The following is a 22,376-nucleotide window of genomic DNA, read 5'->3' as shown; positions in this document are numbered from 1 at the left end:
GGTGGGTCGGGTTCAGCGGGTGACGAGTACGCCGTGGACGGCGCGGACGATCAGGGCGAGGGAGTGGGCGCCGGCGTCGGGGGTGCCGAGGGACCGCTCGACGTGCGGGCGGGCGCGGCCGATCCGGGGGACGAGGTCGGCGGTGGCCTTCGCGGCCTGTTCGGCGGCGGTGGCGGCGCGGTCCCACGCGTCGGCGAGGGCGGCGCCCTCGGCGGTGGCGTCGGTGAGGGTCCGCGCGAACGGGACGAGGACGTCGACCATCGTCTTGTCGCCGACCTCGGCCCCGCCCAGGCGCTGGACGGCGGCGGAGGCTTCGGCGACACCGTGTGCCACGGTCCGCGCGGTGGGCTTCTCGGTGTCCCCGAGCGCGGTGCCGACGGCGTGCAGCAGGACGCCCCACAGGGCGCCGGAGGTGCCGCCGGCCCGGTCGGACCAGGCGTCGGCGGCGGCGTTGACCGTCGTACGGGCGCCGGCGCCCGCCCCGGCGGCGGCGACGGCGGCGAGCCGGGCGGCCTCGGAGCCGCGGCGCATGCCGATGCCGTGGTCGCCGTCGCCGGCGACGGCGTCGATCCGGCCGAGTTCGTCGGCGTGGGTGTCCACGATCTCGCTGATGGCGGTGAGTGCGGCGAGCGCGGTGGCCGCCGCCGTGCGGGACTCCTCGGTGGCGGCGGGGATCCCCGCGTCCGCCTCGCCCGTCGCGTCGGACGGTGCCGGGTCCGCGACCGGAGCGGCCTGCGCGGTGACCGCGCCCTTGCGGTAGGCGGGAGTGTCGGCGCCGGCGGTCCACAGGGCTTCGAGGTCCTCGTCCAGCCAGCAGAGCGTGAGCGAGATGCCCGCCATGTCGAAGCTGGTCACCAGCTCGCCGACCTCGGGTTCGACGGCCTCGACGCCGGCCTCGGCGAGAAGCTGTGCGACCCGGCGGTAGACGACGAACAGCTCCTCGTACTTGACGGTGCCGAGGCCGTTGAGGATGACGGCGGCGCGCGCGCCGCGCGGCCGGTCGACGCCCTCGGGGAGTTCGGCCAGCAGCGTGGAGACCAGCAGTTCGGCGGCCTCGTCGGCGCTCGGGACGTCCTGCTCGCCGATGCCGGGCTCGCCGTGGATGCCGAGGCCGACGGCCATCCGACCCTCGGCCACGGTGAACAGCGGGTCCTCGGCGCCGGGGAGCGTGCAGCCGCCGAAGGCGATGCCGAAGGAGCGGGTGCGGGCATTGGCGTGCCGGGCCGCCTGGACCACCTCGTCGAGGGAGCGGCCCTGTTCGGCCGCCGCGGCGGCGGCCTTGAAGACCGGCAGGTCTCCGGCTATGCCGCGGCGCTTGTCGCGCTCGTCCGCGCTCGCGCTGGAGATGTCGTCGGTGACGGCGACCGTACGGGTGTCGACGCCTTCGGCGGTGAGCTGCTGCGCCGCCTGTCCGAAGTGCAGTACGTCGCCCGCGTAGTTGCCGTACATGAGGACCACGCCGCCACCGGCGTGGGCGCTCTGCGCGACGGTGCGGACCTGCCGGGCCGACGGCGAGGCGAAGACGTTGCCGACCGCCGCTCCGTGCGCGAGTCCGGGGCCCACCAGCCCCGAGAAGGCCGGGTAGTGGCCCGAGCCACCGCCGATCACGACGGCGACCTGTCCCGGCGCGGTCGGCGCGGACCGTACGACACCCCCGGAGACGGGGCGCACCCAGCGGCGGTGGGCCGCCACGAACCCTTCGAGCGCCTCGTCGGCGAAGGCTTCGGGAGCGTTGAACAGGCGGGTCATGTCAGTGCACCTCAAGAAGCGGCTGGTCCGCGGGGTCGGAGGGGTTGGCGGGCCGGCGCCTGGCGAGCACGACCATCAGGACGGCCGACAGGAGCATGAAGCCGCCCACCACGAACATGGAGAGGGTGTACGAGCCGCTGAAGTCCTTGAGCCAGCCCGTGACATAGCCGGCCGCGAAGCCGCCGATGTTGCCCGCGGTGTTGATGAGGGCGATGCCCGCCGCGGCGGCGGCGCCGGTCAGGAAGCGGGAGGGGATCGACCAGAAGACGGGCAGCGCGGCGAAGATCGCGCACGCCGTCACGGTGATCACGGCGATGGTCGCGGCCGGGGAGTCCATGTAGAGGGCGATCGGGATGGAGACACCGCCGACGACGGCCGGTCCCGCGACGTGCCAGGTCCTGGTTCCGTGCCGGGTGGCGTGCCGGGACCAGAAGAAGAGGACGACGGCGGCCGGCAGGTACGGGATGGCGGTGATCAGCGCCTTGTCCATCACGCTGAAGGAGGTGCCGAAGCTCTCCTGGAAGCCCTCGATGATCGTGGGCAGGAAGAAGGCGAGCGCGTACAGGCCGTAGATGAAGCCGAAGTAGACCATCGCGAGGATCCAGACGCGGCCGTTGCGGAACGCCTCCTTCAGCGCGGCGCGGCCGTGGCTCTGGTCGGCGCCCGTCTTGGCGGCGTTCTCCGCGGCCAGCTCGGCGGTCAGCCACTCCTTCTCCGCCGGGGTGAGCCACTTGGCGTCGGCGGGCCGGTCGATCAGGTAGAACCAGGCGACGACGCCGAGGAGGATCGCGGGGATCGACACGAACAGGAACATCACGCGCCAGCCCTCAAGGCCGAACAGCCCGTGGTGGCCGATGAGCCAGCCCGCGAGCGGGGCGCCGAAGACCGTGGTGAGCGGCTGGGCCAGGTAGAAGAGCGCGAGCACCTTCGTACGGTGCCGGGTGGGCACCCACTGGCTCAGGAAGAGGATCGCCCCGGGGAAGAAGCCCGCCTCGGCGACGCCGAGCAGGAAGCGCAGCGTGTAGAGCTGCTCGCTGCTCTGCACCCAGGTGAACAGCAGGGACACGATGCCCCAGGTGACCATGATCCTGGCGAGCCAGCGGCGGGCACCGAAGCGGTGCAGCGCCATGTTGCTGGGGACTTCCAGAATGATGTATCCGATGAAGAAGACCCCGGAGGCGAATCCGAACTGCGCCGCGGTGAGCGCCAGGTCCTGTCCCATACCGTTCGGCTCCGCGAAGGAGACCGCCGTCCGGTCGAGATAATTCACGAAAAACATCAACGCGACGAACGGGACGAGCCGGATCGAGATCTTCTTGATCGCGGATCGCTCGACGGCGGATGACGCGGATGGCAACGCGGTGGCACCCATGGTGACTCCCTCGGCAGCGCCGGACAGCTCTGTCCGGACTCGGGTCACAGTCGGCGGCGATCATGGCTGAAACAGAGCGCAGCACCCGCTCCACCGGCTGATGTGTCTTCAACGTAACCCCCAGAAGAAAATTGGTCACCAATTGACCAATGTGGCGAGCGTCACTCTTAAAGTGATGCACGCCACTCTTGACAAAGGGCGGGGCGACTCGGCTACAGGCGGGTTCAGGACACCTTTGAACAGCGGGAACACCCATCTGGTGTACTGGTGACCGTGACCAGTCAGCCTGATCAGCAATCGCCCGCCTCGCCGGATCTCGCCCAGCTTCTGCGCCCCGTCGTGCGCGAGTCATCGGTGAGCGAGGTCGCCAAGCGGCTTCTCGACCACCTCTCCGCGGGCGACATCAAGCCCGGCACCCGGCTGCCCGCCGAGCGTCAGCTCGCCGAGGCCCTGGGGGTCGCGCGGTCCAGCGTGCGGGGCGCCCTCTCGGCCCTCGACGTGCTCGGCATCATCGAGATCCGCCCGGGCTCCGGCTCGTACGTGCGCGAGGGGACCTCGGAGTTCCTGCCGCGCGCCATCAACTGGGGGCTGATGCTCGGGCAGCGGCGCACCCAGGACCTGGTGGAGGTCCGTACGCACATGGAAGGTGTGTCGGCGCGGCTGGCGGCGGAGCGCGCCACCGCGCAGGACGTGGCACGGCTGGAGGAGCATCTGCGGCGGATGCGGGACGCCGGCACGGACGTCGCGGCGTTCATCGACGCGGACATCGCCTTCCACCTGGAAACGGCGAGCATCGCCAGGAACTCGGTGCTGAGCGACATCCTGCACTCCATCCGCGCGCTGCTCCAGGTGTGGATGGAGCGGGTCAGCGATCTGGAGGGGACCGTGAGCGGCACGCTGTGCGAGCACGACGCCGTCCTGGCGGCGATCCGCGCCCATGATCCGGACGCGGCCAACGAGGCGATGGCCGAGCACATGCGGATGGCCAGCGCACGACTGCGGGAGTCCATCGGCACGGCGGACGGCGCGGCGGAGCAGGACGCGTGAAGCGCCGCCCCGCGGCAGGCGGGGCGGCGCTCCGGAACACGGATCACCGAACGGCGGTCAACCGGGTGACCGTCACCAGTCGTACGGACCCCTGGGGCCCGCGCCCCGGTGCGACCCCGGCGCCGAGGTGGGCGCCGGTGGCGGGGTGTACGTAGGCGCCGGGGTGGGCGCCTGGGCCCTGCCGCCGTTCACGTCCCCGTACGCCGGCGGCGGGACGGGCCGGGACCCGGCACCGTTCCGTACGGGCTTCTTGCCCATCGGCCGGTCCCACTCGCCCTCGCCCAGGACGAGGAGAGGGTCGAACATCACCACGACGCCCGCCAGCACCAGAAAGACCGCGGGGCCGAGCAGCAGCGGGAACATGATCGAGGCCGGTGAACCGCCGCCCGCGGAGCCACCGGTGGCGCCCTGGAGGTGCACGCTGATCGCCGCCATGCCCGTGTAGTGCATGCCGGTCACGGCGACGCCCATCACGAGGCTCGCGCCGAGGCTGGGCAGGAAGCCGTGGATCGACACGGCGGCCCAGAGCGCGGCCGTCGCGGCGACGACGGCGATGACGACCGAGAGCACGACGGTCGTCGTCTCGTAGTCCAGCCGTCCGTGCAGCCGCATCCCGGACATGCCGATGTAGTGCATGGCCGCGACGCCGAGGCCGGTGATCGTGCCGGCGGTGGTCAGCGTGGCACGGGTCGCCCCTCGGTAGCCGACGATGAAGATCCCCACCCCGACCATGACGATCGCCACGAACAGGCTGAGCACGGTCGTGGGTACGTCGTAACCGACCGGCGCCTCCTCGACCTGGAAGCCGATCATGGCGATGAAGTGCATGGTCCAGATGCCCGAACCGATGGATGTCGCACCGAGCGCCAGCCAACCGGGCTTCCAGCCCTGCTCGGTGCGCAGGGACCTGGTGGTGCAGCGGAGCCCCAGGGCCCCGCCGAGAACTGCCATGAGATACGCCGCCACCGGTGTGACGACGCCGTAGTTGAACCCATCGACGGTGCCCTGCATACGTGAGCGCCCTTCCCCCGTGAGATTTTTGTGCAGAAAACGTGTGCACTCGTGGCGAGACTATGACTATGAGGAGTGGCGCAAAACATCCGCCCCATTACTTGTTGATAAAGGTGCATGGCCCCGGAGAGCCCAAGAGCCTCTATATCGGCCGATATCGGCACGTGTCCCGCACCCCGCTCAGTCCCGGAACCCTGGCCGGAATCGGCACCCCGGCCGGTCCCGGCACCCCGGCCGGATCCGGATCGACGGTGCGTCAGAAACCCTCGGTGCGCAGCCGGGACAGCGCCGCGGCCGTCATCGCCGTAATGCCGGTGGGCAGCGCGGTGCGGAGGTCGGGGGCGAACTCCGGGGAGTGGTGGGGCGGGAGGACGGCGAGCTTTTCCTCGGCCGTGCCCGGCGTCCGTGCCCACACCTTCGGGCCCACCACCCCGAACATCCAGTACACCAGCGCGATCCCCTCCTCCCCGTGGACGGGGAGGCCCGCGTCCCCGTACAGCGGAAAGTCCTCGGTCGCCATGGACGGGGGCCAGGACGCCACGCGCTCCGGGCCGAGGAGACGTACATGGGCGTGGCGTACGACGGCCGTGGCCGCCGGGTCGGGATGGGTGACCGGGGAGCGGGAGACGGTGCGGATCTCCGGGTCCCCGGGGCAGCCGGAGGCGGCGCACTCCGCCCGGACGATCCGCTCCACCGAGGCCGTCATCCGGTCGAGTGTGCGCTCGGACAGGGCGCGGACCGTGATGCCGAGCGTCGCCCGGTCGGGGACGAGGTTGCCTGCCGTTCCGGAGTGGAGGGACCCGACGTTCAGCAGGGCCGGTTCGGTCGGCGCGCACTCGCGGGAGACCACCGTCTGGAGCCGCAGCACCGCCGCGGCGGCGGTGACCAGCGGATCGACCGCGAGGTGCGGGGTGCCCGCGTGACCGCCCCGGCCGTGCACGACGGCCTCGATACCGGCGCTCCCCGCCAGCATCGGTCCGTACGCGTGGGCGACCATGCCGGCGGGCAACAGGGCCGTGTGCTGGGCCAGTACGGCGTCGGGCCGCCCGAACCGCTCGTACAGCCCGTCCGCCAGCAGGGCCCGCGCCCCGGCGAGGGTCTCCTCGGCGGGCTGGCCGACGACCACGACGGTGCCGCGCCAGCTCTCCCGGCCGCGGGCCAGCAGGGACGCGGCGCCCGCGGCGGCGGCCATGTGGAGATCGTGGCCGCAGGCGTGCGCGACGGGGCCACTGCTCGTGTACGGCAGGCCGGTCCGCTCGGTGACGGGCAGCGCGTCCAGTTCCGTACGGATCATGACGCGGGGGCCGTCGCCGTTGCGCAGCACTCCGACGACGCCGTGCCCGCCGATGCCGCCCGTCACCCTGTACCCCGCCCCGCGCAGCCACTCCCCCAGTCTTGCCGCCGTACGGCGCTCCTCGCCGGAGAGTTCGGGGTGCTGGTGCAGATCGAGACAGAACGCGACGGCGGGGCGCAGGACGTCCCGCAGTCCGTCCAGGACGGGGGTGTTCTCTCCGGGGTACGCGACGGGGCTCACCCGGTCCATCGTGCGGTGCCCCGGCCGCGTACCGCGTACAGACCGCTGACACGACCGGTCAGTGGAAGACCCGCCGGGGTGGCAGTGGGTTGGCAGTGGGGTCGGCTGGAATACGAGGGCATCACGGCACCGCCGCGGAGCAGCACGGCACAGGACCACCGGGGAACCCCTCGGGGCCTGGCGTGGAAACCAAGGAGTCACCATGGCCGACAAGAACGCCCTCGCCTCGCTCGCCGACGAGATCATGGAGCTGGAGTCGGAGACCTTCGAGATCTCGGACTACTCGGACGCCAGCGAGGTCGTGCTCGCGGGCTCCACGAGTTGCAGCTCCACGTCGACGTGCTCCTCCACCACGAGCACCACGTCCTGCAGCGCCTGATCCAGGCCGCGCCGTGAACCGGACGGGCGGCACCCGCGATCTTCCGCGCGGGTGCCGCCCGTTCGTGTGCGTGCGTGCGTGCCCCGGCGGCCTCTCAGGGGAAGGGGTGCGGCACGAGCCGGATCTCCCGCTCGGTCAGCTCCCGAGTGCGCAGCCCCGCCCGGTGGGCCGCGGTGCGCAGTCTCGGCATGCCCGGGGCCCGTCTGCGTGACCAGCCGAAGTCGATCGGCAGCAGACCGGGGACGACGGTGGCCACCGTGCGCAGCCCCATGCGGCGCTGCTCCGGTGTGGTCTGGTCGACGACGATCACGTCGTGGCCCGCGCGGACGAGTTCGTCGCGGCAGTGTGTCACGTCGTCGAGCAGGTCCCCGGTACGGGGGCGCAGCCGCTCCTCCCAGGTCCGGTAGATCTCGTCCGCCGGGCGGACGGCGGGCGGTTCCAGGTAGCCGCGGACGTGCTCGGCCATCCGCGGCAGCCCGTAGAGCTGGGCGTGGTCCTTCAGGTGCAGGACCTTCCCGAAGTCGTCGGCCATGGCCTCCAGTTCGGCGCGGCGCTCCGTCACCTGGCGGGGCAGGTGCGGGATGTAGGTGAGCACTTCGGAGAGGGCGCCCTCCAGGGCCGCAGCCGGGTCCAGGCTCGCGCCGGCGCCGAAGGAGAAGGTGCCGGGGCCGCCGTCACGCCGTACCGCGAGACCGGTGACGACCGGTACGGCGAGATCGATCCGGTTGTCGAAGGCGTGGACGTCGTAGCCCTGCGCCGCGGCCCGGTCGATCATGGTGCGTACCGTACGGTCCCGTACCGAGCCGAGGTCGATCTCGGTGAGCGGGGTGGCGCCGTACCAGGCGAGCAGGAAGGCGTCCCGCTCGATGAGTTCGAGGAGACCGCCGAGGATCGCCTCCTCCAGGCTGCCGCCGATGGCGCAGCCGTTGGAGCACTCGAAGACGAAGTTGTCGGAGGCGAGGCCCGCGCTGTAGTGGACGAGGCGGGCCGGGACGAGGATCGGGCGGTGGTCGCGCAGGGAGTGCCCCCGGACCCAGGGGATGGGCCGGTCCGGGTCGAAGGGGCTGACCAGCGGGTCGTCGCGGTAGGTCTCGGGCGGGTAGAAGCCGCAGTCGGCGGGCGAGAGGGCCGTGTCCCCGAGGTCGCGGTAGGCCGCGACGACGGGGGCGCCGCCGGTGCGCCGGTGGGTGCCCGCGTACCGTTCCAGACCCTCCAGGAAGGCGAGGTCGCGGCTGGCGTCGAAGCCGTTGGCCTGGCCGCTCCAGGTGACGTCGGTGAGGCCCGCGTAACCGCGCATGAAGACACTGCCGGCGACCGGTGCCGTGGTGGGCGAGGTGACATTGATCCAGGTGCCCGCGCCGAGCACCCCGGTGACGGGGTTGGCGAGCGCCGTCACCGGCATTGGGTACGCCGACGCCGGGCGCAGCCGGTAGACGCCCGGGGCGGGTTTGGGCCGGCTCACGAGGGTGAGCGGAGCCCCGCCGTCGGAGTCGGCGTCCGTACCGGCGGCGCGCGGCCCGCAGTGCGGGCAGAGCGGATCGGCGAGCAGGGGGTACGTCCGTACCTCCAACGTGGCCAGATCCAGCCGTGACACCTGGGGCAGGGACCGGTCGGCGGCGCCGGGCCCCGGCGGGGCCACCCGGTCCGAGAGGACGGCGGCGCGGTACAGCGCGTCGACCGCGTCGAGTAGGTAAGGGGTGAGATCCGGCCAGGGCCCGGCCGCGCGGGTGGCGGAGCCGGTTTCCAGGGCGTCGCGTTCGGTACGGGTGCGCAGCCGCTGCCAGCGCATCGCCAGGCACTGGCCGCAGGCGGGCGCGGTGCCGTCGCCGCCCCAGGGGCCCACCAGTACGTCACGCGAGGTGAGATGGACGGTGGCGGCGGGGCGGACCGCGGCGAAGGGGTCGCCGCCGCGGTGACCGAGGACATCGGCGGCGCCCAGCGGAACCACCGTGGGCGGCACCGGCACCGGCACCGGACCGGGCACGTGCACCGCGCCCGGTCCGGCGGCCGGCGTGTGGCGCGCGGTGAGGGCCCGCTGGAGCCGGAGGCGCGCCGCCGCCAGGGGGGTGCGGTCGCCGGGGGGCGACTGCGAGGGGCCGGCCGCGGCGCCCGCCGTCCGTACCGTGTCGGCCGTCATGCCGCGTTGCTCCAGCGGAACGTCTTCAGCGCGAGCGCCCCGAAGACCACGGTGAACACGGCCAGTCCGCCGCAGCCCAGGGCGATGTCGCCGCGGTCGCCCCGGCCGGTGAGGGCCGCGGACGCCGCGTCGTTGAGATAGCGCAGCGGCAGGACCCGCGAGAAGGTCTGGAGCCAGGACGGCATCATGTCGAGCGGCAGGAACGAGCCGGAGACGAAGGCCATCGGCACCATGAGGCAGTTGGCGACGGCCGCGACCGCCTCGGGGGTACGGGCGTACGAGCCGATGACCACGCCGATGGTGAGGAAGGCGGTGATGCCGAGCACCAGCACGGGCAGCGCCAGCGGCCACCGGGCGTCCAGCTCCAGGCCGAAGAGCGGCAGCATGGCCACCACGACGAACACCACCGCCTGCACGACGCCCACCCCGAGGGCGAGGACGTAACGGGAGGCCAGGACCGAGAGGAGCGGGGTCGGGGTCATCCGGATCAGCCGGAGCAGATCGTCACGGCGCCACTGCATGAGGGTGAAGGCGATGCCGAAGACGGCGGCGTTGGCGACACCCCAGGACATCACGCCCGGCGCGATGTACGAGATGTACGGGCGGCCGGTCTCCTCGACCTCCTGGCCCCGGAAGATCAGCCCGAAGACGACCAGGAACAGCAGCGGAAAGGCGAAGGTGAAGAAGAGGGTGGCCTTGTCCCGGATCTGCGCCCGGTAGCCGGCCCCCGTCAGGCTTGCGTACGCGCTCATCCCTGCTGCTCCGTCGTGTCGGTGTGGGTGGTGTCGGTGTGCGCGGTGTCGGTGTGGGTCGTGTCGGTGTGGGTCGTTCCGGCGGAGGTCGTTCCGGTGTGCTCGGCGCCGGTGAGCTGGAGGTAGACGTCCTCCAGCGTCGCGGTGCGGGTCTGGACACCGTCCAGGCCGATGCGCGCGTCGACGGCCTGGAGGACCTTTCCCGACGACGCCGTCTCCAGGACCAGGGAGCCGCCCTGCACGGTGACCCGGTCGACGCCCGGGAGGGCCACCGCGTCCTCCTCGGTCATCCGCTCGACGGGGATCATGAGGCGGGTCGGCGTCGCGGCGGCGGTGACCAGGCGGTGCGGGGAGTCCAGGGCGACGACGGAGCCGCCGACGAGGATCGCCACGCGGTCGCAGAGCGCTTCGGCCTCGTCCAGGTGGTGGGTGGTGTAGACGATGGTGCGGCCCTCGCTCTTGAGTCCGCGCAGCACCTCCCACAGATCGCGGCGGGCCTGCGGGTCCAGCGCGGCGGTGGGTTCGTCCAGGAAGATCAGCTCGGGCCCGTGGACCAGGGCGGACGCGATGGCGAGGCGCTGGCGCTGGCCGCCGGAGAGGTCCTCGACGCGTACGTCGCGGCGGTCGGTCAGCCCGACCGTCTCCAGGGTGCGGTCGGCGTCCTTTCGGCCGGCCCCGTACAGGGCGGCGACAGTACGGAGGTGTTCGCGGGCGGTCTGGCGTACGAAGAAGGCGGACGACTGGGTCTGCACCCCCAGCCGGGGAAGCAGGGCGACATCCCGGGGCCAGGGGGCCCGGCCGAGCACCGTGACGGTGCCCGAGTCCGGACGGCGCAGGCCCTCCATGATCTCGACCAGGGTGGTCTTCCCCGCGCCGTTGGGGCCGAGGAGCCCGAAGAACTCCCCGCGCCCGACGCGCAGGGAGACGCCGTCCACAGCCTGGTGGCCGCCGTATCGTTTACGTATCTCCTCGACGACGATCGCCGGATCGGCGGCTGACTCGTGCGGCACGGACGCCATGGTCCTGGCCTCGCTCATGTGGTTCTGCGCCCCTCTGGGGTTGTGGTTCGGTGAACTGGTGGTTCGGTGAACTGGTGGTCCGGTGAACTGGTGGTCCGGTGAACTGGTGGTCCGGTGAACTGGCGGATCAGTGAAGTAGCAGGAGAACGAGCCCCGTTGTCAGGGCCGCCAGGATGAGTGCGACGAGCAGGGCCGACCCCACGGCATAGCCGAGGTAGAGCGTCCTGGCCCGGCGCGGATACGCGGCGGCGTCCGGTCCGCCCCGCAGGCGCAGCCGCAGATAGCGCCCGCTCTCCGGGGCCAGAGCGGAGACGCGCAGTGCGTGACCGAGCATCGTGTAGCCGTCGAGCGGTGGCAGCGGAAGGAAGTTGACGAGTGCCTGGACGCTGCCGAGCAGCAGCAGTCCCGACAGGACGCGGCGGGTCGGGTCCCCCGGCGGGAGCGCGGCCCACCAGGCGAGGAAGGGCAGCAGGAACAGCAGATTGGCGAAGGCGCCGGCGCCCGCGACGGCCATCTGGCGCCGACGGCCGCGCAGATAGCGGTAGTTGTCGACCGTGCAGTACATGAGGGCCACCGGCAGCCGCCAGCGCACTCCGATCTCGCCGACGGTCCCGCCGTGGTGCCGTGCGGCGACTCCGTGGGCGAGTTCGTGCAGCGCGGTGGAGAGCCAGAGCAGGGTGCAGACGGCCACCAGGGGGACCGGCTGCCGGACCAGCCACCAGGCGTCCCGGGCCAGTTCGGGCAGATGGGTGGCGAGCAGGACCTCCATCGCGACCGTCAGGGCGGCGAGCGGGAGCAGGACGGGGGCGCGCAGCGCGGGGCGCAGCAGCCGGTGCAGCCGGGTGGTGGTGGCGTGGGCGTCGGCGACCAGCCGCAGGGTGCCCCGCAGCACGGTGCCGTCGAACGGCCCGCCGGTGGGGGGTTCCGGAGCCGGCCGGGGCGGTCCTCCGGCCAGCAGACCCCGGGTGCCGAGCAGGTGGAGCAGCCGCTGCCAGTGCGGGGCGGCGAGCCGTCTGCCGTATGTCCGGGCGTACTCGTCGCCGATCTCCGCGAGGCTGCGGACACCGTCGAGCCGGGAGATCAGGAAGTACTCCTTCTCCCCGACCTCGAACGACGCGCCCGCCGCGGGCTCCTTGATGAGGTGCACGGTGGCGGGGCCGTGCAGCAGTGCGGGACTGAGGAGGATGTCCGGTCTCAACGCCGGTCTGTGCGAGAGGAGTTCCCCCGGGGGCGTACTCATCGGACCGCCGCCCGGCCGCCCGGGCCGGGAGTCCCGTCGGGGGCCGTGTCGGGAGCCGCCCCCTCGCGCAGGACCCGGCCGAGGACGTGCGACAGGTACGCCTCGTCGCGGATGGTGACATGAAGCCGGTTGTTGGTCATGTGCATGTACGGGGACAGCAGCAGCGGCAGTGCGACGGCGGGGTCCGTCACCCGCTCGTCCCGTGTGCCGTCCCAGGAGCGGAACACCAGCTCACCCTGGACCGTCAACTCCTCGGCACGGGCCCGTAGTTCGAGGCAGTGGGCGGCCCAGCCCCGCAGGAGGACGGGGAGCCGGTCCAGCTCGCCCGTACGGACGGCGTGCCGAATGCCGGAGAAGCGGCGGGCGAGCCCGGGGGCCATGTCCGCGTAGTTCCGGTCGTACTCCTTCGAGCCGATGAAGCCGGTGCCGGGGAACGCGGTGTGCCAGAACTCGTAGTAGCGGTCGAGATAGGCGCCGAGTTCCTCCCGCTCGGGCAGGAAGCAGCCCGCCATGACCATCATCAACTGGGCGGCGGTGCCGAGCAGCACGGTGCGCAGATGAAGGTTCATGGTGTGGAAGGCGTCCATGACGAGGGTGCTGGAGTGGGCGAAGTGCCATTCGGCCAGCTCGATCCCGGCGGGTCCGCCGTACTTGCCGTACTCGGGCTCGTACGGTTCGTGGGAGAAGGAGTTGTTGGGGCGGAGGTTCATCCGGCCCTCGGCGTCCATGAACGCGCCGCGGTCGCCCTCCGGGAACTCGATCTCGAACAGGGTGTTGTAGAACTCGTTGAGGAAACCGGAGTCGACCTCGTAGAGCGCGGGCCGGGTGCGCAGGAAGCCACCGATGGCCTCCTCGGCCCGGCGGACGACCTCGGGGGTGGCCGCCGCGTCGGCGGGCTTGAGCCGGAGCCTGACGTGCGGGCCCTCCAGCCAGTAGTTGATGAAGAAGTGCCCGGCGAGCAGGCCGTCGGCGGTCAGTTCCGCGACCAGGGGCCGGACACATCTCACCAGCAGGGGCTGCGGGTTGGCCGCGTAGAAGATGTGGAGGGCCTGCCAGTCGCCGGAGGGGCCGGCGCCGGGGGCGGGGGTCAGCTCTGGCATGTCGGTGTGCCCTTGGTCGGTCGGTCCGGGGTCGAGGCCGGGTGCGAATGAGCAGTCGTGGTCGTGGGCGCAGTCACGGTCGTGGCCGTGGTGAAGGTTTCGACGGCCAGTTCCGCGACGTGGTGTCCGCGCGCCGAGCGGACGTGCAGACCGTCCTCGGAGGGGAGCATCTCGCGCAGGACGATCCGGTCGTCCGGGTGGTTCGGCAGTGCCTCGAAGGCGGTGAGCGAGAGCATGCTGTCGAAGTCCACGTACTGCGGTTTGGCGCCCGCGCCGCCCCGGGGGCCGCCGGACACCGTCGCGAAGACCCGGTCGGGCAGTGCGTGGGCGCGCCGCCAGCGCTGCCAGTCGAGGAACCGGTCCTGGTCACCGGAGCCCGAACCTGAGCCTGACGCCGAGCCGGAGCCCGACCCGGAGCCCGACCCGGCAGTGGCGCCGAGGCCGGGGCGGCGTACGGGCAGCGCTCCGGCCGTCGTGGCCCAGCTCCGGCGGCTGAGGACGACCTCGCCGTGCGTCACCCGGGGCCGCGAGGTGACCCCGTCCCGCGCCACGCCCTCCGGGACGCCGCCCCACACGTCCAGGGGCGCCATCGAGGTCGGCGACATCAGCAGCAGGGTGCGCGGTATCTCGGGCAGGGCGAGCGGCACGAGGTAGCCGAGGTACACGGGGATCACCTCGCGGCCGAGCCGTGTGGAGCGCAGGACCAGCCGGTCCGTGGCGGTGTCGTGCTCGACGTACAGATCGTCGAGGTGGATACGGCGCTCCACCGGGACGGAGCTGGACTCGCCGGGGCAGACGATCTGGTGACTGGTGAGCGGGCTGTGCAGATTGAGGTTGCTGGTGACCGCTCCCCCGGTGATCTCGGCCAGTACCGCGCCGTCGGGGGTGACGGCGGAGGCGGTGTCGCGCAGCCCTGCGGAGAACGCGCCCGGCCGCCCCGTCCCGTCCGGTGTGTCGTAGACGTGGGTGAAGCGGCTGAAGGGGAAGGAGAGTCCGCCGTAGGAGCGGTTGAGTACGATCAGCGGCGCGCCGTCCCGCTCCGTCCGCGCGAGTTGAAGATGGTGGCACTGGGGTACGAAGTCGCCCGCGACCGGGGCGAGTTCGTCCGCGACGAGGCTGAGGTCCCGCTCCCCGAGCCGGATCTCCGCCGCCTCGTCGCCGCCCTGCTCCCACGCCTGTCGCATCCGGTCGACGAACACCCGCCGGGCCGCGTCGAGGGCGCGGATGCCGGGCAGGCCGAGCCAGTTCTCCTCCGGGACATAGGCACCCCGGTCGTCGAACGGCCGCCTCTTGGCGGCGAACGAGAGGTACTGGTCGAAGAAGTCCTCGTGGAAGTCGTGGACGAGGCCCAGGAGATCGTCGCACCGGCCGCCGCTGCCGTGGCGCGCCAGGAAGAAGCCCTTGAAGGTGACGCGTTGCGGGAGGGTGAGGTCGAAGGCGGGCAGGATCCGTTCGACGGAACGCAGGGCCCCGCCGGCGAGCCCGCCGTCCGGTCCGGCCCACGCGTCGAGCCCGCAGGTGAGGTCGCGGCCCGCGCTGACGTCCTCGTACAGCAGGGTCTGCGGCAGTGTGGCGGCCTCGCCGCCGCTCAGCCCGCGCTGCGCGGCCCGCAGTCCGGCGCGCAGTTCCCGCAGCAGTTCGCCCCGCCCGGCCCGGTCGGCGGCGGGGAAGCGGTCGATGGCGCGCAGCGGGGCTTCGAGGGCGGCGGCGAGTCCGTCGGCCCAGGGGCGCCCGAGCGCGGTCAGGGCGTTCCGGAAGGAGCGCAGCGGATCGGGGCTGTGGACATCGGTGTCCAGGCACGGCACACGGATCATGCCGAGTTGGAGGAGGGCGGCCACATAGGTCTCGCAGTGCGCGGGGTCGGCGTCGTGCTCGGTGCGGAGCCGGTCGACCAGGTCGCGGTAGCGGGGTTCGGCGTCCCCGTCGAAGAGGCCGAGCAGTTGGTCCAGTGTGCCGCTGCGGCGCAGGAAGAAGAGCCGGTCCTTCACCGCGTCGAAGGTGACGGCCGCCGAGTCGTCGCCCGCGGTGATCCACTGGCGTACGTATCTGACCCGGTCGCCGTCGCGCTCCCAGCCCGAAGCCAGACGTACGGGCAGATCGCCCCGCCGGTCCGGATCGGCGAGGACGAGTTCGGCGAACCGCGCCAGCACGACGACATTGAGCCGGACGTGGCTCGTCCACCGCTCACCGAGCACGACGGCGGCCGGGCCACCAGGACCCTCGTCCTGGTGATCACCGGCGTCGTGGCCCGCGTCGTCGGCCGTGGCACCGTCGTCGAAGGTGCCGGCGGCGACGGCGGTGAAGGTGCTGAAGGGGCTGGTCTTGCACGCCGTCCGGTAGACGTACGAGAGCACCGACCGCTCGATCTTCCGCATCCGCCGGTCGGGAACCGCCCCGGTCCCCGACTGCGCCAGGTAACCGTCGAGTTGCCCCTCCAGGGTCGGGGAGGCGAGCTGGAGGCCGTGGCGCAGCCGGTCCTCGGCGAGCAGCCCCCGCAGCGCGGCACGCGTCCTGGCGAGTTCCGCGGCGAGCAGCGGTACGCCCTCGGTCCGCAGCTTCTCCAGCAGACGGCGCTCCCGCAGCCAGTCGGCGGTCGGCTCCACCGCGCCCGGGTCGAGCGCGCCGACCAGGCGCAGGGCGCCCTCGGGGTCGGCCGGCAGCCGGTTGTTGAAGATCTGGCGGCGCAGCGCGAGCAGCTGCCGGCGGTGCGCCGCGCCCTCTCCGTCCGGGTCGGTGTCGGTGGTGCGCACGAGTGCGTGGAGGAGGTCGCCGAGCGCGGCGCCCCGGCCGCGCAGCCGCTCCTCGGCCTCCAGGACCTCGTCGGCCCAGCGGCGGCTGTCCGCGCAGCGCAGCGCGCGGACGGACTCGACCGGCAGTCCCGCGACGCGCAGCATGAAGCGGCGCCCGGGTTCCCAGGTGGTGCGCGCCGTGCGCGTATCCGTGCCGGGTGTCATGACAGTGTCCCCCATTTCCCGGTCAGACGATCTCGTAGCGGAAGTCGGCCGGGTGCGGCCGCTCGTTGCCGAGCAGCATGATCAGCAGTGGTTGTTCACCGGTCCGTTCGAGGCCGAGTTCCTCGATGTACGAGATGTTGTCGAAGCCGAGCGCGACACCGGCTCCGAGCCCGAGCGCCGTGGCCACGGTGTAGAAGGTCTGGGCGACGGCCCCGATCACCCCGTTGACCAGCCGGTATCCGCGGTCTCCCACGGCGTCGAGGACGGCGGCGGTGCGGATGGTCGGGACGATCACCACACCCGCCTGTTCGAGGTTGTAGTTGGAGAGGAAGTAGGTGCGCTGGAGGAAGGGGCCCGGCGGTCCCGGCACCACCGGGAGCAGGGTGTGGGCGGTGGGGTCGTAGGCGTACGCGCCGGGCTCGACGCCCTCGACATGGTTGACGAACGCGTAGTGGGTGACGAGGCCCGGTGTGCCGGTGGCGGACGGTGGTGCGGGCCGCTGCGCCTCGCTGCCCAGCGAGGCGGTGGCGCAGGCGGCGAGGGTGGCGCCCAGTTGGGCGGGGGTGACGGGGCGGCCGGCGTCGAAGCGTCCGAAGCTGCTGCGGCGCTCGCGCAGGGCGTCGCGGACGCTCACCGGCGGCAGTTCGGCCGGGGGCAGCGGGACGGGGGCGCCGGTCGTCCTCGGTGGTACGGCGGCGGCCGGGGCCAGCGCACCGGGTGCGGGCCGGTCGGTGGCGGCTTCCGTCGTCGCGTGGTGGATGTGGCGCAGGGTCTCGAAGTCCAGCACCGTACGGGAGCGTTCGCTGTCGGTGTGCCGTACGGCCGGGGCCGCGGCGGTGGGCGGCAGGGCGGTGGGTCGTGGCGCGGGGGCGAGGGCGGGGGGCTCCGCGCCGTCCCAGGTCAGCGGGACGACGGCGAAGACGCCCTCCTCCTCGTTGTTCACGCCCAGCAAGCGGCTCAGCCTCATCTCGTCGAACCACAGCGCGGGTTCGACGCTCAGCCCCTGTGCGCGGGCCCAGAGACGCCAGGTCCCGAGGATCGCGCCGAGATCCATGGTCACCGCGTGGAAGGAGAAACTGTTGTATTTGAAGGCGTTCTGCCAGTACTTGATCCCTAGGACGAGGAACTGGTCCTGGCGCCCGTCCGCGTCGCCGAGTGCCGCGCGTACCTCGTCGCTCACGTCGCCGGTGAGCAGCCGCTGCATGGCGTGGTGGGGCGCGCTGTAGTAGTGGATACCGGGCGCGCGCGGCCCGCTGGGGCCGGAGATCCAGTACACACTGACCGGGTACAGTCCGCCGCCCGACGCGGTGCCGCGTGACCAGTTGGCCTGGGTGTAGTGGGGAAGCGCGGCGAGGTCGGTGTTGGTCTGGACGGCGAGCCTGCGTCCGGTCAGCCCGTACGAGTCCCGCAGCATCCCGGACAGCGTGTCCAAGGTGAACGCCCGTGCCGGAACCGCGGATTGATCCGCACCGACGGGTCCGTTCCGGCCCAGGCAGCCCGCCGCAACGGTGGCCTCGGCGGGGATGTCCGGGTCCGGCAGCGGGAACGACTCGACACCGGGGTAGAACTTCGTCTTCCTGGGCCGGTCCGCCCAGTCGGGGACGAAGTCGGCGGGCTCCATCGGGATCCGGCCGCGCTGCATGATCGCGGCCGCATAGTCATGGGCGTAGCCCACGGGACCCTCCTTTCTGCTGAACGGCTGGGTGGGTCATGGGAACGGGTGGGGGGCCGGGTTGACGTCCTCGGGCCGCAGGTCGTGCTCGCGCAGCCCTGCCGTACGCAGGGCGGTCCGCAGCCGGGGCATGGTGCGGGCGCGCTGCCGGGACCAGCCGAAGTCGATCGGCAGGAGTCCGGGGACCAGCACACTGACGGTGTGCAGGCCGAGTGCGCGCTGTTCGGGCAGGGTCTGGTCGACGACGACCACATCGAATCCGGCCGAGGCGACCGCGTCGACACAGCGCCGCAGGTCTTCCCCGAGGTCCCGGGAGGCCGTGGCTCCGGAAGGGTCCGGCCAGCGCAACTCGCTCACGGGGCGCGGCGGTTCGGCGGGGACGCCGCGCCGGTGCGGGCTGTGCGGGTCGAGGAGGAACCCGGCGTGCTCGCCCATCTCCGGTACGCCGTAGACGAGCGGGTGGTCGTGGAGCGCGGCCACCCGGTCGAAGTCCTGGGCCATGGCGCGCAGCCGGGGCTCGTCGCGCTCGGTGCGGCCGGTGAGGTTCACGGCGTCGGTGGCGATCTCGCAGAGCGCCGAGTCCAGCGCCGATTCCGGGTCGAGCCCGGCGCCCGCGCCGAAGCACATCCGGCCGGGGCCGCCGTCGAAGCGCTCCGCCACGGCGGTGACGACCGGGACGGGGAAGGTGATCCGGGTGTCGAAGAACCGGGCGCGGTAGCCGTACATCGCGAGCCGGTCGACCATGTGCCGGGTGGCGGGACGGGCGCTGGTGGCCGGGTCGATCTCGGGCAGGGGCTGCTGCCCGTACCAGGCGAGCAGGAACGCGTCGCGCTCGATCACCTCCATGAGCCCGAAGTAGATCGCCTCCTCCGGACAGCCCCCGGAGGCGCAGCCGTTGGAGCTCTCCTGCACGAACCGGTTCTCCAGACCGGGTGCATGGTAGTACGTCAGCACCTCGGGGACCAGGCGGGGCCGGTCGTCGCGGAGCGAGTACCCCCACACCCAGGGGATCTCGCGGTCGGGCGCGAACGGGCGGACCCGGGGGTTGGCGCGGTGGAACTCCTCGGCGTACAGGCCGACTTCCCTGGGGTCCACGGCGTCGGAGCCGAACTGGTCGAGGGTTCCGGTGACGCTGGTGACCCGGGAGCGCGCCCGCATCCCCGCGTACCGTTCCATCCCCTCCAGTACGCCGATGCGGTTGCTGCGGTCGTACGAGTCGGCGTGGCCGCCCCAGAACGTCTCGCGGAGATAGTCGCCGGCGCGCATCGAGAAGCAGCCGATGGTGGCGGAGGTGGAGGTGGAGGAGATGTCATGGACGACGGAGGGCCCCAGCGCACCGCACACCGGGTTGGCGAAGGCCGCGACGTCGATGGCGTACGACTCGACAGGGCGCAGCCGGAAGGCACCGGGGCGGTGTTTGGGTGCGGGGCGCGGGGTGATCCGTACCGCCTCGGCGCTGTCGGTACGGGGGGTGGCGCAGCGCGGGCACTCCGGGTCGGGCACCAGCGGGTAGCGCCGGACCGTGAGGGTGCGCAGATCCAGGAGGCGGATCTCGGGGAACGGCCCTTCGGTGGACGCGGGTTGGGCGGCCAGTGCGGTGATCAGCGCGGCGAGGGCGTCCACCGCGAAGGGCGTGGCGTAGGGCCATCCGCCCGCGGCCCGGGTCTCCCCGCCGCGTTCGAGGGCGTCGCGCAGCGCCACCGACCGTACGGCCTGCCAGCGGCGGGCCAGGCAGTGCGCGCAGCCCGCCGGACCCGGGGCGCCGGCGGCCGGTGGCAGGGGGCCGACGACGGCGTGCCCGGCGTACACCTGGACCGGGACGGCCGACTCGGGGCCGCCGGGCTCCGGGAGGTGCGTGTCCTCCGCGGCGCCTCCGGGCGCGAACGCGTCGCGCGTGCCGAGTGCGGTGACGGTCACCCCGGGGCCGCCGAATCCGTCGAGTGCGCGGCGGAGCGGGCCGAGCAGTGCCTGCCCCGCCGGGATGTCCCGCCGGGGACGGCGCGCCCGTCCGTCCGGGCGGGCGTCGAGCGTGCTAGACGCCACGGGGTTCCTCCGTGGTGAGGAGTACGCGGGCGGTCCTGATGCCGGCGGTGGCCAGGTCGGCCGAGCCGGTGTCCACCCTCAGGGCGTCGCGGCCCGTCGCCTTCAGCCGGTCGAGCACCTGGGACCAGGGAGTCCGCGTACCGGCGACGACGGGGGCTTCGATGTCGGTGTGACCGGCGGGTCGGATCGTCGACGCGTCGAGGTCACGCAGGAGTGGGTCGCCGGTGTCGAAGGGTACGGCGGTCTCCTCCCGGCCGAGCTGCACCCGGCCGAGCAGGTCGCGTACGGCGGCGACGGCGGCGCGCTGCCGGCCGGTGTCACTGCCGACGACCCAGAGTCCCGCTCCCCTGGCGAGCAGGACATGGACGCCGGAGCGGTCGCCCTCGCCGAGGTCGAGCAGTTCCAGGCCGATGTCGAGAACGGCGGCGGACCGTACGAGGAAGGTGAGTTCGGCGTCCTCGCCCTCCGTGAGCGCGGCCGGTGCCATCCGGTGTGCCGGGGCGCCGCGCAGGGTGCGGGAGAGCGCGTCGTGGGCGAGGGCGGAGAGCAGTCCGTCGGCGGCGGCCTCGGCCGTCGACATGCCCGCGCCGGTCCCGGCGCCGGTCGGTTCAAAGAGCCGGTCGGTGTTGTGCGGTCCGAAGGTCCGTACGGCCCCGGCGGGCACCAGGACCCGTTCCCCGGTGAGGAGGGAGGTGGCCGGGGTCCAGGCGGCCGTCCGCCCGCCGGCCGCTGTCGCGCCCGGGCCGATGGCGAGCGCTCCGGGCTCGATGACACGCAACCGCTCCCGCGCGGAGCCGAGTGGGCGTTCCGTCACCACATCGGTGGTGGGGACGACATGTTCGGCGTACACACCGGCCGCCGCGTTCAGGGCCCGCAGCCGGGCGCCCGCGACATGGTGCACGTCGAAGGCGGCGACCCGGCGCGGGGTGCCGTGTCCGAGGCCGAACTCGACCACACTGGCCTTCAGTGGTATCTGGGTGAGCGGCTCGTCCGCGAACCGGGTGAAGACGCCCACCCGTGGCCGGACGAGCGTCGAGCGGCGGTTCAGCTCCTCCACGAGTTCGTCGGCCTCCCGGGCCGTGTCCGCCGTCGGCATCGGCGGTGTGCCGTCGCCCACCGACCGCAGATCGACCGGGAGTTCACCGGCCGGCTCGGCGTCGGTGGCCGTCGCGCCACGGTCCGTCGCGCGGGTGGCGGCCTCGGCGCAGAGCGGGCAGCGGGGGTGCGGCAGCAAGGGTTCGGTGGTGACGTCCAGGGATCTCATGTCCTGGATGATCAGATGGCCGGCGGTCTCGGCGGGCAGGGCGCCGGTGGTGAGGCGGAAGATCTCGTACCCCAGCAGATTGCCGATCATCGCCGACAGCGGCCCGCTGGGGAGTTCACCCACCGGTACGGCGCCGGGCAGCGCGAGGCCGTGCCAGATGTCGGCGGCGGCCGCCGCTCCGTCGTGGGCGCCGACGCGCAGCACGGCGCAGGACCAGCAGCCGGCGGTCCCGGCCGTCATCAGCGGCCCCACAACGGCCTGTTGGCCGTAGGACCAGGCCGGGAGCAGGGTGCGGCCCTCGGGTACCCCGGCCCGCAGCAGGGGGAAGAGCCGCCCCGGCACGGCGGGGCCTCCGGTCGTCACGACGATGTCGTACGAGGCGAGATCCGCCCAGCTCACCGCGGTGTCGGGCACCTCGGGGCCGATCCGCGGGAGGTCCACCGGGCAGCCGTCGGCCGCCGCTTCGCGCGCCTCGGCCTCGATCGCCCCGATGTTCTCCGCGCCGAGCGCAGGACGCACACCGATGGTGGCACAGCCGTTGCGGATCAGGCTGAGCACACACCAGCGGGCGACGAGGTCGTCACCGAGCACGGCCACCCGCGCGGTACGGAAGCGCTCGAAGCGGCGTTCCGCGTCGTCGGCGTAGTGGTCGACGTAGGAGATCTGCGGGGCGAACCGGCGGGCCGCGTCGGGCGGTGTGCCGGGGGTGCCGTCGGTGGGCGCCGGGGGTGGGACGGGACGGGCGAAGTCCCGTTCGTAGAGGCTCTTGACCAGCTCACCCACCATGGCGCGCTGCTGGTCGCCGAGTCCCGCGCAGATCTCCGTGACCGAGTGCTCCCCGGTGAGATGCGGGACGATCAGGGTGGCGAAGCGGTAGGCGGACCGGGCGGTGAGCTGGAACCCGCCGTCCGCGTTGTGGAACAGCACACCGTCCGGTGTCTCGGTGAACAGGACATCGCGGCGGATGCGCGGACTGGTGGAGGCAACGGCTTCGTAGGTCGCTGAGCCCATGAGAGATGACACCCCTGGATACGTGGTCAAGGTGGCTTGGTCGTAAGGGAGTTGGAGAATGAGGGAGTTCAGGAATTCAGAAGTTCGAGAGC

General features: G+C 72.7%; 15 protein-coding genes. 2 read left to right on the top strand and 13 right to left on the bottom strand.

Annotation, left to right across the window (positions count from 1 at the left end; genetic code table 11):
* Positions 1-12 precede the first annotated feature (12 nt).
* Both ACIBJC_RS31470 and ACIBJC_RS31465 read right to left on the bottom strand, forming a co-directional pair.
* Positions 13-1,749: a dihydroxyacetone kinase family protein gene (locus tag ACIBJC_RS31470; protein WP_399298329.1), complete on the bottom strand. Its 1,737-nt coding sequence runs from the start codon at positions 1,747-1,749 to the stop codon at positions 13-15.
* Between the two features lies 1 nt (position 1,750).
* Complete coding sequence (locus tag ACIBJC_RS31465; RefSeq protein ID WP_399298327.1) at positions 1,751-3,121, bottom strand: MFS transporter; 1,371 nt, start codon at positions 3,119-3,121, stop codon at positions 1,751-1,753.
* A gap of 267 nt (positions 3,122-3,388) precedes the next feature.
* Between ACIBJC_RS31465 and ACIBJC_RS31460 the strand changes: the two genes are divergently transcribed.
* Positions 3,389-4,168, top strand: a complete 780-nt coding sequence (locus tag ACIBJC_RS31460) for a FadR/GntR family transcriptional regulator (RefSeq protein ID WP_399298325.1) — start codon at positions 3,389-3,391, stop codon at positions 4,166-4,168.
* Between the two features lie 72 nt (positions 4,169-4,240).
* Here the strand turns inward: ACIBJC_RS31460 and ACIBJC_RS31455 are convergent, their stop codons facing one another.
* Together ACIBJC_RS31455 and ACIBJC_RS31450 are read right to left on the bottom strand one after the other, a co-directional pair.
* A complete protein-coding gene (locus tag ACIBJC_RS31455) occupies positions 4,241-5,179 on the bottom strand; it encodes an MHYT domain-containing protein (RefSeq protein WP_399298323.1) in 939 nt (312 codons plus the stop codon).
* Positions 5,180-5,435: 256 nt separating this feature from the next.
* Complete coding sequence (locus ACIBJC_RS31450) at positions 5,436-6,722, bottom strand: amidohydrolase (RefSeq protein ID WP_399298321.1); 1,287 nt, start codon at positions 6,720-6,722, stop codon at positions 5,436-5,438.
* Positions 6,723-6,915: 193 nt separating this feature from the next.
* Here ACIBJC_RS31450 and ACIBJC_RS31445 point away from each other — a divergent pair, with 193 nt between their 5' ends.
* A complete protein-coding gene (locus ACIBJC_RS31445) occupies positions 6,916-7,092 on the top strand; it encodes a thiazolylpeptide-type bacteriocin (protein ID WP_399298319.1) in 177 nt (58 codons plus the stop codon).
* A gap of 94 nt (positions 7,093-7,186) precedes the next feature.
* On the opposite strand, the gene ACIBJC_RS31440 is transcribed toward ACIBJC_RS31445, so the two are convergent.
* The 9 genes from ACIBJC_RS31440 to ACIBJC_RS31400 form a co-directional block, all read right to left on the bottom strand.
* Complete coding sequence (locus ACIBJC_RS31440) at positions 7,187-9,229, bottom strand: TOMM precursor leader peptide-binding protein (protein ID WP_399298317.1); 2,043 nt, start codon at positions 9,227-9,229, stop codon at positions 7,187-7,189.
* Positions 9,226-9,981, bottom strand: a complete 756-nt coding sequence (locus ACIBJC_RS31435; protein WP_399298315.1) for an ABC transporter permease — start codon at positions 9,979-9,981, stop codon at positions 9,226-9,228. The genes ACIBJC_RS31440 and ACIBJC_RS31435 overlap by 4 nt, the downstream gene beginning before the upstream one ends.
* Positions 9,978-11,018 carry an ATP-binding cassette domain-containing protein gene (locus tag ACIBJC_RS31430; protein ID WP_399298313.1) on the bottom strand — a complete coding sequence of 347 codons (1,041 nt, stop codon included), beginning with the start codon at positions 11,016-11,018 and terminating at the stop codon, positions 9,978-9,980. The genes ACIBJC_RS31435 and ACIBJC_RS31430 overlap by 4 nt, the downstream gene beginning before the upstream one ends.
* 109 nt (positions 11,019-11,127) lie before the next feature.
* Positions 11,128-12,240, bottom strand: coding sequence for a peptidase M50 (locus ACIBJC_RS31425; protein WP_399298311.1), 1,113 nt, complete (start codon positions 12,238-12,240; stop codon positions 11,128-11,130).
* A complete protein-coding gene (locus ACIBJC_RS31420; RefSeq protein ID WP_399298309.1) occupies positions 12,237-13,340 on the bottom strand; it encodes a lantibiotic dehydratase C-terminal domain-containing protein in 1,104 nt (367 codons plus the stop codon). The genes ACIBJC_RS31425 and ACIBJC_RS31420 overlap by 4 nt, the downstream gene beginning before the upstream one ends.
* The gene (locus tag ACIBJC_RS31415) at positions 13,328-16,294 is read right to left on the bottom strand and encodes a lantibiotic dehydratase (protein WP_399298306.1); all 2,967 of its coding nucleotides are present in this window, start codon (positions 16,292-16,294) and stop codon (positions 13,328-13,330) included. Before ACIBJC_RS31415 ends, ACIBJC_RS31420 begins: the two co-directional genes overlap by 13 nt.
* Before the next feature lie 22 nt (positions 16,295-16,316).
* The gene (locus ACIBJC_RS31410) at positions 16,317-17,969 is read right to left on the bottom strand and encodes a SagB family peptide dehydrogenase (protein WP_399298304.1); all 1,653 of its coding nucleotides are present in this window, start codon (positions 17,967-17,969) and stop codon (positions 16,317-16,319) included.
* Between the two features lie 33 nt (positions 17,970-18,002).
* The gene (locus tag ACIBJC_RS31405) at positions 18,003-19,931 is read right to left on the bottom strand and encodes a TOMM precursor leader peptide-binding protein (RefSeq protein ID WP_399298567.1); all 1,929 of its coding nucleotides are present in this window, start codon (positions 19,929-19,931) and stop codon (positions 18,003-18,005) included.
* A gap of 67 nt (positions 19,932-19,998) precedes the next feature.
* On the bottom strand, positions 19,999-22,284 hold the full coding sequence (locus ACIBJC_RS31400) for a TOMM precursor leader peptide-binding protein (RefSeq protein ID WP_399298302.1): 2,286 nt from the start codon (positions 22,282-22,284) through the stop codon (positions 19,999-20,001).
* Between the last annotated feature and the right edge of the window lie 92 nt (positions 22,285-22,376).

It is taken from the genome of Streptomyces sp. NPDC050509 (genome assembly GCF_044457965.1).
Classification (GTDB): Bacteria; Actinomycetota; Actinomycetes; order Streptomycetales; family Streptomycetaceae; genus Streptomyces.
This window is presented reverse-complemented; position numbering and strand designations above follow the sequence as displayed.